This is a genomic window from Brevibacillus sp. SKDU10 (assembly GCF_001645205.1).
GTDB classification, from domain to species: Bacteria; Bacillota; Bacilli; order Brevibacillales; family Brevibacillaceae; genus Brevibacillus_B; species Brevibacillus_B halotolerans.
Genome location: NZ_LSSO01000186.1, coordinates 1 through 16,432, shown reverse-complemented (window position 1 = coordinate 16,432; position 16,432 = coordinate 1). Strand labels below are relative to the sequence as shown.

Below are 16,432 nucleotides of genomic sequence, written 5' to 3'. Positions count from 1 at the left end.
TTTTGGTATGAAATTGTATAATTTATACAAATAAACAACCCCCTATAATGGGGGCTGTCATGACTACTCGTCCTGATTTTCTGTTTTATGCTGCTTTGTTTTGTGATGTTCTGTTTTACGTGGATTCTGGAAGCTTAAAAATTCCAGTGGCTTTGCACTCATCTTGGGATCAGTAAAGGTTTGCTCTGGTGCTTGTGGAAAGTCGTTTTTACCTCTGGACATTGACTAGCCCTCCTGTATTACGCTTTTTGAGTGAAGACACCAGTAGTTTTCCCCGAAAGCCAGAAGTTTCCCCGATCGTTTTTTTCCAAATGGAAAATAAGAAAGGCCTCCATACTCTTACACGTTTGGAGGCCTTTGTGATGTTTTATTTCTGTGCCATTTTAGCAAAGCAACGGTCTACTGCTTCGATTGTCTGTTTAATATCTGACTCAGTATGAGCTGTTGTGATAAACCAAGCCTCATATTTAGAAGGAGCCAGACAAATTCCTTCGTCCAATAACAAACGGAAGAATTGGGCAAACTGTTCTCCATCAGCACTTTGGGCTCCATCATAATCCGTAACGGTTGCATCGGTAAAATAAACAGCTAAAGCACCTTTTACGCGATTAATGCGAATGGTTATGCCGTGGCTTTCTGCGGCTTTACTAATCCCAGCTTCCAAGAGCATGCCGAGACGATCGAGCTCTTCGTATACGCCTGGTTGTTTGAGCACTTCTAAGCATGCGATACCCGCTTTAATGGAGGCAGGGTTTCCGGCATGTGTACCAGCTTGATAAGCAGGTCCAAGAGGCGCTACTTGCTCCATGATTTCACGACGACCGCCATATGCCCCAATTGGCAACCCGCCGCCAATAATTTTACCTAAGGCAGTCAAATCAGGCTCTACTCCTAATAAGTTCTGTGCTCCACCATAGCAGAAGCGGAAGGCAGTAATTACCTCATCATATACCACAAGGGCTCCGGCCTCGTGAGTCAGGCGATTAACTTCTTCCAGGAATCCTTTTTGAGGCATTACGATCCCGAAGTTACCAACAATTGGCTCAACTAAAACAGCAGCAATTTCATGTCCCCATTTTTCTAGCGCATCTTTATACGCGTCAACATTATTAAACGGAACGGTAATAACCTCGTTAGCAATGCTTTGTGGGATACCAGCGCTATCCGGAATACCTAGTGTGGAAGGACCAGAACCGGCAGCTACTAGGACTAAATCAGAATGGCCGTGGTAGCAGCCAGCGAATTTAATGATTTTTGTGCGATTGGTATAGGCACGAGCTACACGAATGCACGTCATAACAGATTCTGTACCTGAGTTATTAAAACGAATACGCTCCATGGAAGGAATGGCTTCCCGAATCATCTCAGCAAAGGTAATCTCCCAAGGAGTTGGCGTGCCATACAGTGTGCCATTTTGTGCCGCGTCCACGATTGCCTTTGTAACGTGTGGATGAGCATGCCCAGTAATGATGGGACCGTACGCTGCCAGATAATCTATGTATTTATTTCCATCTACGTCCCAAAAATAAGCTCCTTGTGCTTTGGCCATGACGACAGGAGAACCGCCACCAACGGCCTTAAACGAACGGGAAGGGCTGTTTACGCCCCCGACAATAACACCGTAAGCTTGTTCATGCAGTTTAGTTGATTGTTCACGATTCATGATTTCTTTCACTCCTTTTTCGACCCTTTTATCATAACATAGGATACCAAGTGTATTTGGGGCAAGTTTCTTTTTGCAAGTTGTCTTTGGCTCATATACACTATCTATCGTGGCAGTTACATCATAAAGCAGGAGAGGAAGGAACGCGAGAAATATGATAAATGTTACGCAATTAGAGAAAGTATTTCGCATTCACCAAGCTCGCAATGGCTTGTCTGGTGCTTTTCGCGATCTCTTTCAACGAGAATATAAAACAGTTCGTGCTGTTCATGAGCTTAGCTTCGAGGTACAAGCAGGTGAGATGTTTGCCTTAATCGGTGAAAATGGAGCCGGTAAATCAACAACTATCAAAATGCTGACAGGCATTTTAACCCCTTCAAGCGGAGAGATTTTAATTAATGGCTATCATCCGTACCGGGATCGAGAAAAATATGTTGAGTCGATCGGGGTTGTTTTTGGGCAACGTTCACAACTGTGGTGGGACTTGTCTCCATTAGAGTCGTTTCGTCTATTGCGCCGGGTCTATAAGGTAGAGGAGGAAGCAGGACAGGCGTGGCAGGATCGTTTAATAGAAGAATTAGACATGGGCTCATTCATTCAGCAGCCTGTTCGCAAATTAAGTCTTGGACAGAGAATGCGCTGTGAAATCGCTGCTGCTCTGATTCATAAACCGAAGCTGTTGTTCCTTGATGAGCCAACAGTAGGCTTAGATGTACTGGTAAAACAAAAGATTCGCGACTTCCTAAAAAGTCTAAACGAAACAGAAAATACCACCGTTTTGCTTACTACACACGATGTATCTGATATTGAAGCACTGTGTAAACGAGTCTTAGTGATGGACAGCGGCAAGTTGATTTTTGACGGACTCTTAACTGATTTGAAGGAACGCTGGGGGAATAAAACCGAAGTAGTATTCCAATTTAAACAAAAAATGACTGCAGAGAATCTGCGGGCTACTTTATCTGATTTTGAATGTAGTATTGAGGGCATCAATGCATACTCCCTATCTGTTTCCTTTCAGCATGAAAAGCTGCCGGCCATTTTAACGCAAGTGATGGCTAGCTTTGAACTAACCGATGTAACAATCAAAGAAACCTCCACGGAAGAGATTGTACGTAACATTTACTCGACGACAAGCGGGGGATTTTAGCATGTGGAAACTTTATCAAGAGCTGATACGAATTCGCTTTCTGACCATGCTTGCTTACCGGGTAAATTACTACAGCGGGATCATCATTTATGCGATTAATATCGGAGCTTATTACTTCTTATGGGGAGCAATCTATTCCGGGCAGGACAATCTCGTTGGCATGTCTTTGGTTCAAATGACCTCTTATGTAGCAATTGCTTGGATGTCTCGTGCCTTCTACTTTAACAATATCGACCAAGAAATAGGTCAGGATGTCAGAGAAGGAAAAGTAGCTACTGAGCTGATTCGTCCTTATAATTACCTGTCAGTCAAAACAGCACAAGCATTGGGAGAAGGGATTTTTCGCCTTGTGTTTTTTGCTTTTCCGGGACTTCTCATCGTTCGGTTGTTCATTCCGTTCGAATTTCCGAACAGTGGGGAAATATGGGGGATGTACAGTGCAAGCTTGTTACTTGGTTTTGTGGTAAATACCCAAATTAATTTGCTCACAGGCCTACTAACGTTTTTCTTCATGAGAAATGAAGGGATGATTATGGCAAAGCGCATGGTGGTAGATTTGCTGTCAGGTGTTGTTATTCCGATTAGTTTCTTTCCTGGAGTCACCCAAACGATCTTGCAATATCTGCCGTTTCAGGCTATCAATTTTACGCCTAGTATGATTTTTACAGGGGCACTCCATGGTGAGAAAGCCTGGATAGCAATTGGCACACAGGTTATTTGGATCGCGTTATTGTTTATACCAATTATTCTGTTGTGGCAACGTGCAAAACGAAATTTGGTCGTGCAAGGAGGATAGCCAGATGGGGCAAGTTATACGTTTGTTTCAAGATTATCTCAGCCAGTATTTTAAAGTAAAACTGTCGTATCGGGCCAACTTCATCGCTGAATTGCTGTCCAATATCGTAAGTGAACTGTTAAATCTGGTATTCATTTTAGTTGTATTTACACATGTTCCAAACATTCAGGGCTGGACGATGTATGAGATTATTTTTATTTATGGATACTTTTTAGTTCCCTATGCCTTGTTTACGATGTTTTTTGGTTTTTGGGATTTTAATGAGCGCTATATTATCAGAGGAGAGATGGATCGCATCTTGACGCGGCCTGTCAATCATTTAGCGCAAATTTCGCTGGAATCCATTTCACCAGATCGTATATTTGGAGTCCTGACGGGGCTGTTAATTATGCTGTATGCGGGATGGAAGCTACAGCTTACAATCTCCTGGTACGATCCCATTATCTTTATCCTGTTAGTATTGAGCAGTACCTTGATCTACGGTGGTGTTTATACTGCAATAGCATCCGTGAGCTTTTATAGCGACTCACGTACGGGAATTGCTCCTATGATCTGGAATATTCAAAACTATGGGCGATATCCAGTAGACATTTACAACAATGCAATCGCAATTTTATTGAAATGGATTTTGCCATTCGCATTTGTAGGCTTCTATCCTTCTGCTTATTTTTTGAAAAAAGAGGATTTATATGGGTACACAATGCTGACTCCTGTGATGGGAATCATCTTTTTTACCTTAGGGATTTTAATCTGGAACCAAGGGGTTAAAAAATATAGCGGTGCAGGCTCGTGAGGAATAGCTGCATAAAATGATATTGTCATACGTGGAATTTCAGAGTATAATAGTTGCGTGAGAAAAATTTCACAATTCCTTCGGGGCAGGGTGAGATTCCCGACCGGCGGTGATGCGCATATCGAGCGTTAGCCCGCGAGCCACTTTTGCTCAAAATGAGGCAGAAGTGTGCAGGATCTGGTGAGAATCCAGAGCCGACAGTACAGTCTGGATGGGAGAAGGATGACGACAGTACGATGCACACGTGCTTATTTTGTTGTGTCGGCTGAGGGAGAGGACTGCTCGATAAACAGCCCTTTGTTTCCCTATACCCTCTGGATTATGGTAAAGATCGTCAGTATGCCCCTGAAGAAGCATGATGCTTTTTTGGGGGCTTTTTTATTCTTTTCTAAGAGCGGAACAGTCGTCGTAAGTTTGTTTTGCAGTAGAGTGAAAAAATAACACGTGGTTGCGGATTGCTGTTGCCATCTCTCAAGAAGGAGAAAGATAAAGAGAGGATGGTCAACATGCAAGGAAAAACAAGTCACACGATTCAAAGACAGCGTCTGAGAAAGCTAGTTACGATCCCTATGCTTTCAGCCATTGCGTTTCTTTTGTACTATCTGGAGTTTCATGTGCCGTTGATGCCGACTTTTTTAAAGCTTGATTTTAGTACGGTACCAGCCATTATTGGCGGGCTTGTCTTTGGCCCAGCAGCGGGAGTGCTCATTGAAGTCTTAAAAAATGGCTTGCATCTTCTGCTAAAAAACACAGATGGTTTTATTATTGGAGAAATTGCGAATACGCTTGCAGGCGGAAGCTTTGTGTTTTTGGCTGTTTATACACAGCGCTTATATAAAAATAAAGTCGGTTTTGTTTTGGGGCTATCGGCAGGTACGCTTGTTATGACAGTGATTATGGCTATGGCCAACTACTTTTTATTGTTGCCTTTCTATGCGGTACTCTACTCAATTTCGATAGAGCAATTACTGCAGATGTTCCATATGGAAAGTCTGTGGAGTATGATCTTACTTGGTATTGTACCTTTTAATATTATCAAAGGTGTCCTGCTGTCGTTGATTGCTTACCCGGTATTTGTCAAAATGTCTGCACGACTTGGCTTACTAGTCACCAATCCTGCTTCGTCAAGTAAACCAGTTATTTCGTAAGCTAAGACGAATTTTGCATAAAACAGAAAGAAAAAAAGAGGTTGCTCCTAGCTAGATAAGGGAGGCCTCTTTTTTCTTTGAGCTTATTTACTGTCTATATTCCATCTTTTTAACAGCCATTCCATCATCATCAAAGGTTCTGTAAATAATACATCGGGAGAAGGATCAAAAATCCCATTGCTCTGCGATGCAGGAAACCAATTCACACCAACCGCATAAATGCCGGCAGCTCTAGCCGCGGTGACATCAGCTTGGCTGTCTCCTACATAAAGAGTATGTTCCGGGCAGGCTCGGAGCTGTTGCATTGCATGAAGAATGCCTTCAGGATGCGGCTTATGATTTGTTACTTCATCACCTGCTATGACAATTTGAAAATAATCGGTCAGTTTTAATGCCTCAAGAGAAAGATCGGCACTTCTTCTGCCTTTCCCCGTAATAATTCCCATCTGAATACCTGCGTGCTTTAAAGCTTCCAGCATAGTGAGCAGAGGTGCAGGGGTTACTAGTCCGCGGTGCTCATCTACATATTTGTCATAAAAGCATTGAAGAGCTTCCTCATATCTCTCAGACGGAATCTTGTCTTTGATAATTCCTGCTTCCGGTGGCCCGAATAATTCCATAATCTGCTGATCAGAATACTCCTCTTGCAGAAACGTATAAAAGGTATGGCGCATGGCTGTAAAAATGGCTGGTAATGTATCAGCAATCGTTCCATCAAAATCAAACAGTACGGTGTATGCTTCGGACTTATGCATGCATGGCAGCTCCTTTCTGGATAGGTTGGGCTACTTATTCATCATCGTCTACGAATTCAGCATTATCTGGATCATCTTGACGCGGTGAAGTCGGGAAAAGCAGATTTAGGTAATGAAAGTTTAGACGATCGGCTGACGGCTTGTTGTCTTTATAACGCTGGTAGAGATCCTTCATTTCACTAAAAAGCTGATTACGTTCTTCTTTTGTCAAATGTAAATTCCCAAAGTTGTATGCAAAGGTGTCTTGATAGTCCTTTCGTTTATCAATGTCAGATGCAGCCAGATGATTCATGGTATAAAGAAGCTCCTGTTCAGCCGCATGTAACGGAGAGAACATGATTTCACTTAATTGCTGAGCATTTTCCTCCACAACGAGGTGCAAATTAGCCCTGATGACTTTTGCAATTGGCTGATAGTATTTTTCTACAATGGAGCCTTTTACACGGGTATCCACTTGTTGTAACAGACCAACTTTTACCAATTCCTTAACATGGTAATGTAGCCGTGCCGCGTTTTCCCCCAGTTCAGTAGCAATTTGCTTTGCAGTTCGAGGCTCTAGGTCTTCAAAAAGCTGTAAAATTTTAACTCTTTCAGGCACAGCGAAGGATTTAAGTGCCTCAGGATCTGTTATTTCAAATACTTCTTTTATCACGTTAGCCACCACCAGGTTCTCCTTTTTCTATTTGGAAAGGTCGGAATTTTTACTATTATGTAATCGTAATGTTTTATTAAGTAAAGTGCAATGCATCTTCTCCCTTTTCTTTTTCCTGAACCTAACTTTTGTTACAATAAAAAAAATGAAGGAAAGAAGGGATTTTCATGTTGGAAGTCGGTCAAATAGCACCAACTTTTAAAAAACCTGCAAGTAATGGGCAAACGATAAACCTAGAAGATTATCGCGGCAAAAACGTCGTGCTTTATTTTTATCCAAAGGACTCCACGCCTGGATGTACGACGGAAGCATGTGATTTCCGAGATTATCATGCTGAATTTGCCACTCTTAACACAGTTGTGCTTGGGGTAAGTCCGGATAGCGTTACTTCCCATGATAAGTTTATTGCAAAACACGAATTGCCGTTTCCTTTAATTGCGGATGAAGACCATAGTGTTGCAGAATCGTACGGAGTGTGGGTACTCAAAAAAATGTATGGCCGAGAGTATATGGGTATTGAGCGTTCCACTTTTATTTTAGATACAGAAGGCAAGATTGCACAGATATACCCCAAAGTTAAAGTAAAGGATCATGTGCAGCAAGTAGTAGCATACATAAAAGAACATCTAGTCTAAAAACAGCAAGAGGAGAGGAAGGATTCGATGAACTTGTCCCTGTCTTACATGATTGATACATTTGTCAAATTGGCACAAATCCCAAGCCCATCTGGTAACACCAATCAAGTAATTTCCTGGGTAACAGAGGAATTGAGCAAAAGCGGTGTACATGTTGAGCGGACTAATAAAGGGGCATTGTTAGCGACAATATCAGGACGCAACAATGATAAGCATCGCTTATTAACGGCTCATGTAGATACACTCGGTGCTATGGTGAAAGAAATAAAAAGCAATGGTCGCCTCAAGCTTTCGATGGTGGGTGGCTATGCATGGAATGCGATCGAAGGTGAGCATTGCCAGATTGAAACAGCTACGGGACACATTTATACAGGAACGATTTTAACCTCTAAAGCATCCGTTCACGTGTATCGCGACAGCGGCAAGGCAGAGCGTACAGAAGATTTGATGGAGGTCAGACTGGACGAAAAGGTGACAGATGCTCAAGAGGTCAAGGCTCTTGGAATTAGCGTTGGTGATTTTGTCTCTTTTGATCCTCGCACGACTGTGACAGAGAGCGGATTCGTGAAATCTCGCCACTTAGATGATAAAGCAAGCGTAGCCATTCTTTTAGGTATAATAAAAGCAGTTCAGGAAGATAAGCTAGAGCTGCCGTACACGACACATTTTTTGATCAGTAATAATGAGGAGATTGGGTACGGCGGTAATTCAAGCATTCCGTCAGCTACTGTAGAGTATTTGGCAGTGGATATGGGAGCTATCGGTACGGGCCAAACAACCGATGAATATTGTGTTTCTATCTGCGCCAAGGATTCCTCTGGACCTTATCATTATGGATTCCGCAAGAAATTAGTTGCATTGGCTGATGAAAACGGACTTAATTATCAGGTTGATATTTATCCGTATTATGGTTCCGATGCTAGTGCCGCACTGCGAGCTGGATATGATATTGTTCATGGATTGATTGGACCTGGTGTAGATGCCTCCCACTCGCATGAGCGTACTCATTCCTCTGCTTTTGACAATACTGCTAAATTAGTCATGGCTTATATTTTATCGGACGAGTTGGTAGTATAGGAGGGTCAGTGGTGAATATGTATCATTGGGCTGACTATTATGATCTCACACAGCAAGGATTAGCAGGAGATTTGGCTTTTTATGAAGAATATGCTAAAGCAGCAAAAGGGGAAGTCTTAGAATTAGGGTGTGGGACTGGACGAGTAACCATTCCGCTTGCTAAGGCAGGCATCGACATGACTGGGCTTGAAATTTCTCGGGAAATGCTGGAGAAAGCCGTAACAAAGGCAGAAGAAGCTGGTGTGATCGAGCGTTTGTCTTTTATTCAAGGGGATATGCGTCAATTCTCCTTAGGAAAAAAGTTTGGCTTAATCATGATACCCTATCGCTCCTTTTTACATTTGCTTCATATTCAGGAACAAATGAAGGCATTGCGCTGCATACGAGAGCATCTTCAGCCTGGTGGTAAGCTAGTCTTTAATGTCTTTGTACCACATATCAAGCATCTCTATGAAGAGAGTGAAAAATTGACGCTTCGTGGCATGTATCCGTTGGGGGATGGACAGGAAGTTGCGATGTATGATTTTACTCGCTACGATTATTTTCAACAAGTAGCAGAAGTGACACGTAGCTATGAACGTCTAGATCAGAATGGAAAAATGCAGGAGCGTGTAACTGGACGCTTTACATTGCGTTACGTCTTCCCGACAGAATTGCATCATTTATTGCGTTTAGCCGGTTTTAAGGTTTTAGAGCGCTACGGTAGCTTTGCAAAAGCTCCATTTGATGCAACTAGTACTGAATTCATTATAGTGGCTAGCCCAGCGTAATTATTTACGTTGCTTATAAAAATGAAGAAAAGGTGGGTATGACATGAAGATTTATACAAAAACAGGAGACAAAGGTCAAACATCTTTAGTTTATGGCGTACGTGTTCCTAAGCATGCACCACGAGTAGAAGTATACGGAACGTGCGATGAGGCTAACTCGCATGTTGGAGCAGCAGTATCTTTTTTACCTAAAGAGCACAAGTGGGCTGAGTTGTTAGAAACGTTTCATCTGATCCAAACCAAGTTATTTCATATTGGAGCAGAGCTAGCTACACCTGAAGGAAAAAAGGTAGGTTGGCCTATCGTTGATGAGGACGTAGATTATTTAGAAAAACAAATTGATTGTTTAGATGCGAAGCTACTTCCGCTGACAAATTTTGTTTTGCCAGGAGGTCATCCTGCCGGTGCTGCTCTTCACGTAGCTCGCACGGTAGTAAGACGTGCTGAACGCGGAGCAACCCAGCTTATGGAGACAGAACCAATTAACCCAATTGCTATTAAATATTTGAACCGTTTATCAGACTTTTTATTTGTAGCAGCTCGGTATGTTAATAGTCAGTTAGGAGAAGCTGAACCTAATTTACATGAATAAATCTCAAACAGCCTTTTTCTTATATGTGTGTATAAGGAAAGGCTGTTTTTTATTCCAGCTCCTTCAATTTATCTGGTCTTCGTTCTAGTCTGTGAAAGATATTCGGATATACCAGAAGAGAATTCAATTTTGTTAATCTGAAAATCTTGGTATAATTTTTCACCATCTTCACAAAAATTACCTTCTTGTAGCATCGTTAATTGAGTTGTGGTGATAGGAAAAAAGGAAAACCCTTGCATCATTGTAACGATAGGTTTCATCATCCATAGTGGTACATGAAGCGTCCTTACATGTGATTTTCCAATCGCATGTCCAATGTGCCGTAGGATTTGCATGTAGGAAAGCTGGTGTGGGCCGCCTACTTCATAAATCTGATTAGTAGCTAGCTCACTAGTGAGTGCTTGCGTAAACACCTCTGCTACTGTTTTGCGAGACACAGGCTGCAAGAGATATGTCCCACTTCCAATGACAGGAGTAAAAGGAAGGCGGACTAAATCAGCCAGCATAGTAACGAATTCATCGCCTGGACCAAAAATAACGGAGGGACGAAATATCACATAAGGGATTCCAGATGCTTTCACCAATTGTTCCGCTTCATATTTTGTCTGATGGTAGCCACTAACAGCTTGAGGACGCGTACCAAGCGCGCTCATGAATAGAAAGCGGTGAATAGACAGCTCTTTCGCTACTTGCAGTACATTGCGTGTTCCTTCAATATGAATGCGGGAGAAAGTAATTCCTTTACCAGCCTGTTCTCTTATAATACCTACTAAATGAATAACCGCATCACAATCTCGCATAGCTGCACGGAGAGAGTCTATCGCAAAAATGTCGCCCGTATGGAGATGGAGATGATCGGCCTTCGAAAGCAATTTTTTCATTTTTGATTCGGAGCCTTGTCTAAGTAAGCAGTGTACCTCATGGGAAGCTTCTAGTAAGGCGGCGATTATGCCTTGACCTACAAATCCTGACCCGCCTGTTATCAATACTTTCACGAAAGTTCCTCCTCTACACCTCTTGTCCATTCATCATTCTATGACATGCCTCTATTTACCTGTTATTTCATTTCCCTAACCGAATTACATTCAAATCTCATGGCGCTTATTACATATGTTCTCTTCCCTTTTTTTCACTATGGAATTCCCTAGTGGAAGAGGGTTCATCAAATTTTTTCATATGTTACAATAGAACGCATGCATAAAGTAAAACTGGTTCGGAGTATAGTAGGAGGGAAAAGGAAATGCGTCGATTATCCATGAAATTATTTTTACAGACGCTCGCGGATATGTTTCCTGAAGCGCATTGTGAGCTTACTCATAGTAACGCGTTTGAGTTGACGATTGCGGTACTGTTGTCAGCGCAGTGTACAGATAAAAAAGTAAACCAAGTGACAGAACACCTATTTCAAAAGTACAAGACCCCAGAAGACTATTTGAAGGTTTCGCTAGAAGAGCTCCAAGACGATATTAGACAAATTGGTCTATACAAAAACAAGGCTAAACACATCCAGTCGCTCTGTCGACTTTTGTTAGAAGAATACGGAGGAGAAGTGCCTAACAAGCATGAAGAGCTGGTAAAGCTGCCTGGTGTTGGACGGAAAACGGCTAACGTTGTAGTCAGTGTTGCATTTGGGGTGCCTGCTATCGCTGTAGATACACATGTAGAGCGAATATCGAAACGATTGGGGTTCTGTCCTGACGATGCTACTCCTGTTCAGGTAGAAGAAATTCTTATGAAAAAGATTCCCAAGAAGGATTGGTCAGACACTCATCATCGAATGATTTTTTTCGGTCGTTATCACTGCAAGGCACAAAGCCCGCAATGTGACATTTGCCCCCTAGAGGATGTATGCCCAACGCGGAAGAAAGCTCGAAAAGTAAACAAGAAGCCAAGAGTGTCAGCTAAGAAGACATCTTAAATGTAACTTTTGAAAAAAAGAGAGGCTTGGACAAGCTAATAAGGGAAACAAAGCCCCAAATTCAAGCTTGTTATTGACGAACCTCCAGAATCAGCGTACACTTATTTATAACAATTCTAATTAGATTATTGTTAACGGATAAGAATATTTCTAATTACGTACTTTTTAAAGGTCATATTATGTGAGGTGCATGGCGATGATGCAACAAGTCGAGAGAGCTGTCGAGATTTTAAAGAATCAAGGTGTTCGTATGACTCCGCAACGTCATGCCATATTAGCGTATTTACTTGAGACGATGACTCATCCAACTGCTGATGAAATTTATAAAGCATTGGAAGGGAAATTTCCTAATATGAGCGTGGCAACCATCTATAATAACCTGCGAGTATTTAAAGAAGCGGGGTTGGTTCGCGAATTAACATACGGAGATGCTTCCAGTCGATTCGATGCGAATGTAGAAGATGAACATTATCACATTATTTGTTCTGAGTGCGGGGCTATTCAGGATTTTCACTTCCCGTACTTGTCTCAGGTAGAGGCAGCAGCCTGTGAACAAGCTAACTTTCATGTTTCTGGACATCGTATGGAAGTTTATGGTGTATGCCAAAGCTGTCAAGAAAATAAGCCAAAGTAATAACAAGTGTTTTGGAAGAACTCTTCATGTCAGTTGTATGAGACGTGCAGGGTTCTTTTTTTGTATATTTTGATAGCATAATTGGCATGGCGGACGTATAAGTTCCATTAAACCGCATTCTGAGCAATAAGGAACCAGTGGCTATACATAATAGGATTCGACATTTTATGAATTTTACTGCAAAATGTACAGAAGTTTGTAACCAAATAGCTTTGAAAACTGTCTCTATAATGAAGAACAAACAGAACTGAGATACATTGGGAGGAGTCATGAGCATACATGTAGAGACGTCAAAACGTCCAAGGCGAAAAAGAAGAAGGAATAGGCTTTTTCCTAAGTTGCTATTTTTGGTCATACTTGCTGTAGTAGGATATTTTATCTGGATGTATGTACAATACGGTAGTCATCAGCGAGTTACTCCATATGATGGGCGCCAACAGGTAATCGTACATAAAGGAAAGGCAGTTTTGCAATCCTATCAAATGAAAGAGGACGAGGTCCTGTTACCTTTTTCATTTTTAAAGGAACAAATCGACCAGCACTTATATTGGGATGAACCTAGTCGCTCTGTTATCATTACTACCAAAGATAAAGTTATCCAAATGCCGAGCGAAAAATTACAAGCATTTGTTAATAAAAAACCAGTTGATTTACGTGTACCTGTCACAATTATTGACGGAGAAAAATACGTTCCGGTTAGCCCGTTAGAAAAAATATATGGTATTCATTTGCGGAAAATGGAAGGCAAAGATGTTATTTCAGTGGAAAACAACGGCGATACCATTCAGCAAGGACAGGTTATCTCTGAAAAAGATAAGACATTACCAATGAGATTAGATGCAACTAAAGAAAGTCCCATTGTCTCTGATCTTGTAGACGGTCAAAAGGTAACAATCTTAAACGAAACAAACGGCTGGTATCATCTTTTATCGAATGAAGGGGTTCTTGGTTATTTGCCAATGGATCAGGTTAAGAAATTAGATTCTTATCAGGTAGAAGTGAATATTGATGCTCCAAAGGAAAGAAATACTGCATGGAAGCCGGACGGACAAAAATTAAATGTGGTTTGGGAGCAAGTGGTTAACCGAAATCCTAAATTGGATAGCATCCCTAAAATGCAGGGATTGCATGTGGTAGCTCCTACTTGGTTTGAATTAAAAGACGACAAAGGAACGGTTGGCAATAAAGCGGACGCTTCCTATGTAAGATGGGCTCATCGCGAAGGATATAAAGTATGGGCAGTTGTATCTAATGGATTTAATCCAGACTGGACTAAGGCAGTGCTATCTGATTTTGAAACTCGTCAAAAGATGATTACACAGATTGTGCAATATGCTAATTTGTATCAGGTTGACGGGATCAATATCGATTTTGAGGATGTATATTTAGATGACAAGCAGCGATTTGTTCAATTTGTTCGCGAATTAACACCATATTTACATGAGCAGGAGTTAACGGTGTCTGTTGATGTTACCATGATGCATGGGAGCGATCGTTGGTCTAATTTCTTAGATCGCAAGGCTTTAGCTGAAGCAGTGGATTACACGATGCTGATGGCTTACGACGAACATTGGGGCTCTAGCCCTGTAGCAGGTTCTGTAGCGTCACTGCCATGGGTAGAGAACGGCTTGAAGCAAGTGTTGACGGAAGTGCCTAAAGAGAAGCTTTTACTAGGTATGCCTTTCTACACCCGTTTATGGAAGGAAGTAAAGCAAGATGATGGCAGTGTAAAGGTGTCCTCACGCGCTTTGTACATGTCGGGGGCTAAAAAGTGGATGGAGGAGCGTAATCTAAAAGCCACTTATGATGAAGCTACTGGACAAAATTATGTGAGCTATTTTGATAAACAAGAAAACGCGACATACAAGATGTGGCTAGAAGATGAGACTTCACTCAAAAAGCGGATTGAGGTTTCCAAAAAATATGATTTGGCAGGAGTTGCCTCATGGCGCCGCGGCTTTGAGGAGCCAGAGATTTGGCAGCATATTCATAGCAATTTAAATTAATATGAAAAAAGGCAGGAGATTTTCTCGCTGCCTTTTTTTATTCTATGTGATGAGGAAAGAGCATGGCGGGCTGTTGGTTTTTGTACTACTTTAAGAACGTATCTTCTGTTCAAGAGAAGATGGAGGTTCTGGAGTATCCTCTTCTAGTAAAAGTGGTTGGCCGCAAAACATACAAGCATCTTCTTTTCCCAGCATTTTAGTTACTTTGCCACAAGAAGGGCACTGCACCTGTGGGGATGTTGTTGAGACCATACCGGATACCATATATAGAACGGTACTGACCATCATCATCAGAAAGCCGATAATCAGGATGATGGTAAAAGTCATATGAGAGCCTTTGAGCTGTTGACTAAGCGTGCCAAGCAATGGAATGTCGACAAACCATTTGAATAAATAACCGGCAAAAGATATATACCCTATGTACATGAGGATGATACCGATCAGCATATTCCAATTAGCCCATCCGCGAATTCGCTTAATCTTACTTAAACGGTCTACATTTTTCATAAGTGCATACCTCCCGTTGTCAGTATAGCATAAGGATTCAAAAAAGTTTTATAGTTATTTCCATAGTCAGGATATTGTAATGTGCTTGTTAAGAGTTAAGCATACTCATTCTGATCAAGGTTGTTTTTGCAGAGATGTAACTTTAATAGAGAAGAAGGAAACTTTCCTGATATAGCGAACCTGTTAAAAGGAGTTAAGGCTTTCGTGATTATATAGTAAGAAAACCGGATTGGGGGGGTGAGGAGCGATGAAAGAGAGCTTGTTGGAATATCATCAGCAGTATTTATGGGAAAAGACCATGGATGCGGGTGTTGTGTCTGTTATGGCTATTGAGCAAGCCGAAAAGATTGAACTTCTTTCAGAAGGTGTTGACCTCATATCCTTTATTATTGTTAATGATCACGAACCTAATTGGCTGGTCAAACAGTACCAATTTAAAAAAATTGCATTGGAGGAGCACACTGTTAGTCAGTGGCAAATTCAGCAATGGTGTTTACAAGGGGCTCCCAAACGAGCAAGACAGCTTCTGAAACAGGCAGATATAATCTTTGATAAATCTAATTTTATGAAAGATAAAATGTCCTGTCTTCTCCAATTGCCAAGAGAGAGGAAAAAGCAGCTTATTTATAAACACTATATGGCGTTATTACATCATTTCTCTCAAGCTAAGGAACTATTGCAGCAACAAAAGATACCAGACTCTTTTCAGAACGCTTTGCAAGCTTTGTTTCACTGGGCATGTCTTGAGCTAGTAGAAGCTGACGAGATATTTGATGAGCCTGTATTTTATAAAGTAAAAACAATAGCTCCTACGGTGTATAAGTTATATGAAGAAGTTATAACTAGTTTAGAACTATTGGATAAGCGGATAGAATTGCTTTTGCTTCCAATCGAAATTCAATTGATGGCTAAAATAAAAATAGGATCGGAATTTCTTTTAGAACAAATGCAAAATGAATATCGTCCATGGAGACTAGAGCAAATGCTTAAGTTATTTAAATCAGAGGACTATAAAGAAAGCATGCCACTTTTGCTTGATAAGATGGTTAAACGTGGGTTATTACACGAGCTATTCTTGCCCGGAGAAGTAGAGTTTTTACGTGAAAAAGCCTATATGGCAGTACATGAAAAATAAAAATAAAAAAGCTATTGACTTAACAGGTATCCACATGCTATATTAATCTACGTTGTCTCGGACGCAATGTTCTGAAGTACACGAAAAAAGCTTCGCAAGTAAATGAAAAAAAGACTTGCAAAACGAAAAGAGACATGATATTATATAAGAGTCGCCTCTAGTGAAGAGCGAACGAATGTTCCTTGAAAACTGAACAGTAAA

18 protein-coding genes and 1 riboswitch are annotated in these 16,432 nt (G+C 41.3%); of the genes, 12 read left to right on the top strand and 6 right to left on the bottom strand.

Features of this window, described 5'->3' with window-relative positions; genetic code table 11:
* Positions 1–63 precede the first annotated feature (63 nt).
* Both AYJ08_RS24085 and AYJ08_RS17880 read right to left on the bottom strand, forming a co-directional pair.
* Positions 64–222, bottom strand: a complete 159-nt coding sequence (locus AYJ08_RS24085; protein WP_197490748.1) for a hypothetical protein — start codon at positions 220–222, stop codon at positions 64–66.
* Positions 223–367: 145 nt separating this feature from the next.
* Positions 368–1,663: a glutamate-1-semialdehyde 2,1-aminomutase gene (locus AYJ08_RS17880; protein ID WP_003344121.1), complete on the bottom strand. Its 1,296-nt coding sequence runs from the start codon at positions 1,661–1,663 to the stop codon at positions 368–370.
* Between the two features lie 154 nt (positions 1,664–1,817).
* Here AYJ08_RS17880 and AYJ08_RS17875 point away from each other — a divergent pair, with 154 nt between their 5' ends.
* From AYJ08_RS17875 to AYJ08_RS17860, 4 genes are all read left to right on the top strand, one after another.
* Positions 1,818–2,813: an ABC transporter ATP-binding protein gene (locus tag AYJ08_RS17875; protein WP_064018847.1), complete on the top strand. Its 996-nt coding sequence runs from the start codon at positions 1,818–1,820 to the stop codon at positions 2,811–2,813.
* A gap of 1 nt (position 2,814) precedes the next feature.
* On the top strand, positions 2,815–3,609 hold the full coding sequence (locus AYJ08_RS17870; protein WP_064018846.1) for an ABC transporter permease: 795 nt from the start codon (positions 2,815–2,817) through the stop codon (positions 3,607–3,609).
* A 4-nt stretch (positions 3,610–3,613) separates the two neighbouring features.
* The gene (locus AYJ08_RS17865; RefSeq protein WP_031411832.1) at positions 3,614–4,402 is read left to right on the top strand and encodes an ABC transporter permease; all 789 of its coding nucleotides are present in this window, start codon (positions 3,614–3,616) and stop codon (positions 4,400–4,402) included.
* 72 nt (positions 4,403–4,474) lie between these two features.
* Positions 4,475–4,629: riboswitch (FMN riboswitch) on the top strand.
* A gap of 279 nt (positions 4,630–4,908) precedes the next feature.
* On the top strand, positions 4,909–5,550 hold the full coding sequence (locus AYJ08_RS17860; RefSeq protein ID WP_031309436.1) for an ECF transporter S component: 642 nt from the start codon (positions 4,909–4,911) through the stop codon (positions 5,548–5,550).
* A gap of 83 nt (positions 5,551–5,633) precedes the next feature.
* Here AYJ08_RS17860 and AYJ08_RS17855 read toward each other — a convergent pair whose 3' ends face one another.
* Both AYJ08_RS17855 and AYJ08_RS17850 read right to left on the bottom strand, forming a co-directional pair.
* The gene (locus tag AYJ08_RS17855) at positions 5,634–6,305 is read right to left on the bottom strand and encodes an HAD family hydrolase (protein ID WP_064018845.1); all 672 of its coding nucleotides are present in this window, start codon (positions 6,303–6,305) and stop codon (positions 5,634–5,636) included.
* 34 nt (positions 6,306–6,339) lie between these two features.
* A complete protein-coding gene (locus AYJ08_RS17850) occupies positions 6,340–6,966 on the bottom strand; it encodes a helix-turn-helix domain-containing protein (RefSeq protein WP_081873077.1) in 627 nt (208 codons plus the stop codon).
* A 158-nt stretch (positions 6,967–7,124) separates the two neighbouring features.
* Here AYJ08_RS17850 and bcp point away from each other — a divergent pair, with 158 nt between their 5' ends.
* The 4 genes from bcp to AYJ08_RS17830 are packed head-to-tail and all read left to right on the top strand — an operon-like array spanning position 7,125 to position 10,031.
* The gene (bcp, locus tag AYJ08_RS17845) at positions 7,125–7,592 is read left to right on the top strand and encodes a thioredoxin-dependent thiol peroxidase (protein ID WP_064018844.1); all 468 of its coding nucleotides are present in this window, start codon (positions 7,125–7,127) and stop codon (positions 7,590–7,592) included.
* Between the two features lie 27 nt (positions 7,593–7,619).
* Positions 7,620–8,669 (top strand): M42 family metallopeptidase, encoded by a 1,050-nt coding sequence (locus AYJ08_RS17840; protein WP_064018843.1) that lies wholly within the window; start codon positions 7,620–7,622, stop codon positions 8,667–8,669.
* Positions 8,670–8,686: 17 nt separating this feature from the next.
* Complete coding sequence (locus tag AYJ08_RS17835; RefSeq protein ID WP_081873151.1) at positions 8,687–9,439, top strand: class I SAM-dependent methyltransferase; 753 nt, start codon at positions 8,687–8,689, stop codon at positions 9,437–9,439.
* 43 nt (positions 9,440–9,482) lie between these two features.
* Complete coding sequence (locus AYJ08_RS17830; RefSeq protein ID WP_064018842.1) at positions 9,483–10,031, top strand: cob(I)yrinic acid a,c-diamide adenosyltransferase; 549 nt, start codon at positions 9,483–9,485, stop codon at positions 10,029–10,031.
* A gap of 68 nt (positions 10,032–10,099) precedes the next feature.
* Here AYJ08_RS17830 and AYJ08_RS17825 read toward each other — a convergent pair whose 3' ends face one another.
* The gene (locus AYJ08_RS17825) at positions 10,100–11,026 is read right to left on the bottom strand and encodes a complex I NDUFA9 subunit family protein (protein WP_064018841.1); all 927 of its coding nucleotides are present in this window, start codon (positions 11,024–11,026) and stop codon (positions 10,100–10,102) included.
* Between the two features lie 245 nt (positions 11,027–11,271).
* On the opposite strand from AYJ08_RS17825, the gene nth reads away from it, so the two are divergent.
* The 3 genes from nth to AYJ08_RS17810 all read left to right on the top strand — a co-directional run bounded on the left by nth (position 11,272) and on the right by AYJ08_RS17810 (position 14,589).
* Positions 11,272–11,949, top strand: a complete 678-nt coding sequence (nth, locus tag AYJ08_RS17820; RefSeq protein ID WP_064018840.1) for an endonuclease III — start codon at positions 11,272–11,274, stop codon at positions 11,947–11,949.
* 196 nt (positions 11,950–12,145) lie between these two features.
* A complete protein-coding gene (gene perR, locus AYJ08_RS17815; protein ID WP_064018839.1) occupies positions 12,146–12,583 on the top strand; it encodes a peroxide-responsive transcriptional repressor PerR in 438 nt (145 codons plus the stop codon).
* 269 nt (positions 12,584–12,852) lie between these two features.
* Positions 12,853–14,589, top strand: coding sequence for a glycosyl hydrolase family 18 protein (locus AYJ08_RS17810; RefSeq protein ID WP_064018838.1), 1,737 nt, complete (start codon positions 12,853–12,855; stop codon positions 14,587–14,589).
* A 90-nt stretch (positions 14,590–14,679) separates the two neighbouring features.
* On the opposite strand, the gene AYJ08_RS17805 is transcribed toward AYJ08_RS17810, so the two are convergent.
* The gene (locus AYJ08_RS17805; RefSeq protein ID WP_003335390.1) at positions 14,680–15,096 is read right to left on the bottom strand and encodes a DUF2614 family zinc ribbon-containing protein; all 417 of its coding nucleotides are present in this window, start codon (positions 15,094–15,096) and stop codon (positions 14,680–14,682) included.
* A 247-nt stretch (positions 15,097–15,343) separates the two neighbouring features.
* On the opposite strand from AYJ08_RS17805, the gene AYJ08_RS17800 reads away from it, so the two are divergent.
* Positions 15,344–16,231 carry a nucleotidyltransferase-like protein gene (locus AYJ08_RS17800; protein WP_064018837.1) on the top strand — a complete coding sequence of 296 codons (888 nt, stop codon included), beginning with the start codon at positions 15,344–15,346 and terminating at the stop codon, positions 16,229–16,231.
* Positions 16,232–16,432 lie beyond the last annotated feature (201 nt).

What these genes read in the sequence shown, in the direction of transcription:
- AYJ08_RS24085 (WP_197490748.1), bottom strand. Translation starts at nt 222, where the DNA reads ATGTCCAGAGGTAAAAACGACTTTCCACAAGCACCAGAGCAAACCTTT.
- AYJ08_RS17880 (WP_003344121.1), bottom strand. Translation starts at nt 1,663, where the DNA reads ATGAATCGTGAACAATCAACTAAACTGCATGAACAAGCTTACGGTGTT.
- AYJ08_RS17875 (WP_064018847.1), top strand. Translation starts at nt 1,818, where the DNA reads ATGATAAATGTTACGCAATTAGAGAAAGTATTTCGCATTCACCAAGCT.
- AYJ08_RS17870 (WP_064018846.1), top strand. Translation starts at nt 2,815, where the DNA reads ATGTGGAAACTTTATCAAGAGCTGATACGAATTCGCTTTCTGACCATG.
- AYJ08_RS17865 (WP_031411832.1), top strand. Translation starts at nt 3,614, where the DNA reads ATGGGGCAAGTTATACGTTTGTTTCAAGATTATCTCAGCCAGTATTTT.
- AYJ08_RS17860 (WP_031309436.1), top strand. Translation starts at nt 4,909, where the DNA reads ATGCAAGGAAAAACAAGTCACACGATTCAAAGACAGCGTCTGAGAAAG.
- AYJ08_RS17855 (WP_064018845.1), bottom strand. Translation starts at nt 6,305, where the DNA reads ATGCATAAGTCCGAAGCATACACCGTACTGTTTGATTTTGATGGAACG.
- bcp (WP_064018844.1), top strand. Translation starts at nt 7,125, where the DNA reads ATGTTGGAAGTCGGTCAAATAGCACCAACTTTTAAAAAACCTGCAAGT.
- AYJ08_RS17840 (WP_064018843.1), top strand. Translation starts at nt 7,620, where the DNA reads ATGAACTTGTCCCTGTCTTACATGATTGATACATTTGTCAAATTGGCA.
- AYJ08_RS17835 (WP_081873151.1), top strand. Translation starts at nt 8,687, where the DNA reads ATGTATCATTGGGCTGACTATTATGATCTCACACAGCAAGGATTAGCA.
- AYJ08_RS17830 (WP_064018842.1), top strand. Translation starts at nt 9,483, where the DNA reads ATGAAGATTTATACAAAAACAGGAGACAAAGGTCAAACATCTTTAGTT.
- nth (WP_064018840.1), top strand. Translation starts at nt 11,272, where the DNA reads ATGCGTCGATTATCCATGAAATTATTTTTACAGACGCTCGCGGATATG.
- perR (WP_064018839.1), top strand. Translation starts at nt 12,146, where the DNA reads ATGATGCAACAAGTCGAGAGAGCTGTCGAGATTTTAAAGAATCAAGGT.
- AYJ08_RS17810 (WP_064018838.1), top strand. Translation starts at nt 12,853, where the DNA reads ATGAGCATACATGTAGAGACGTCAAAACGTCCAAGGCGAAAAAGAAGA.
- AYJ08_RS17805 (WP_003335390.1), bottom strand. Translation starts at nt 15,096, where the DNA reads ATGAAAAATGTAGACCGTTTAAGTAAGATTAAGCGAATTCGCGGATGG.
- AYJ08_RS17800 (WP_064018837.1), top strand. Translation starts at nt 15,344, where the DNA reads ATGAAAGAGAGCTTGTTGGAATATCATCAGCAGTATTTATGGGAAAAG.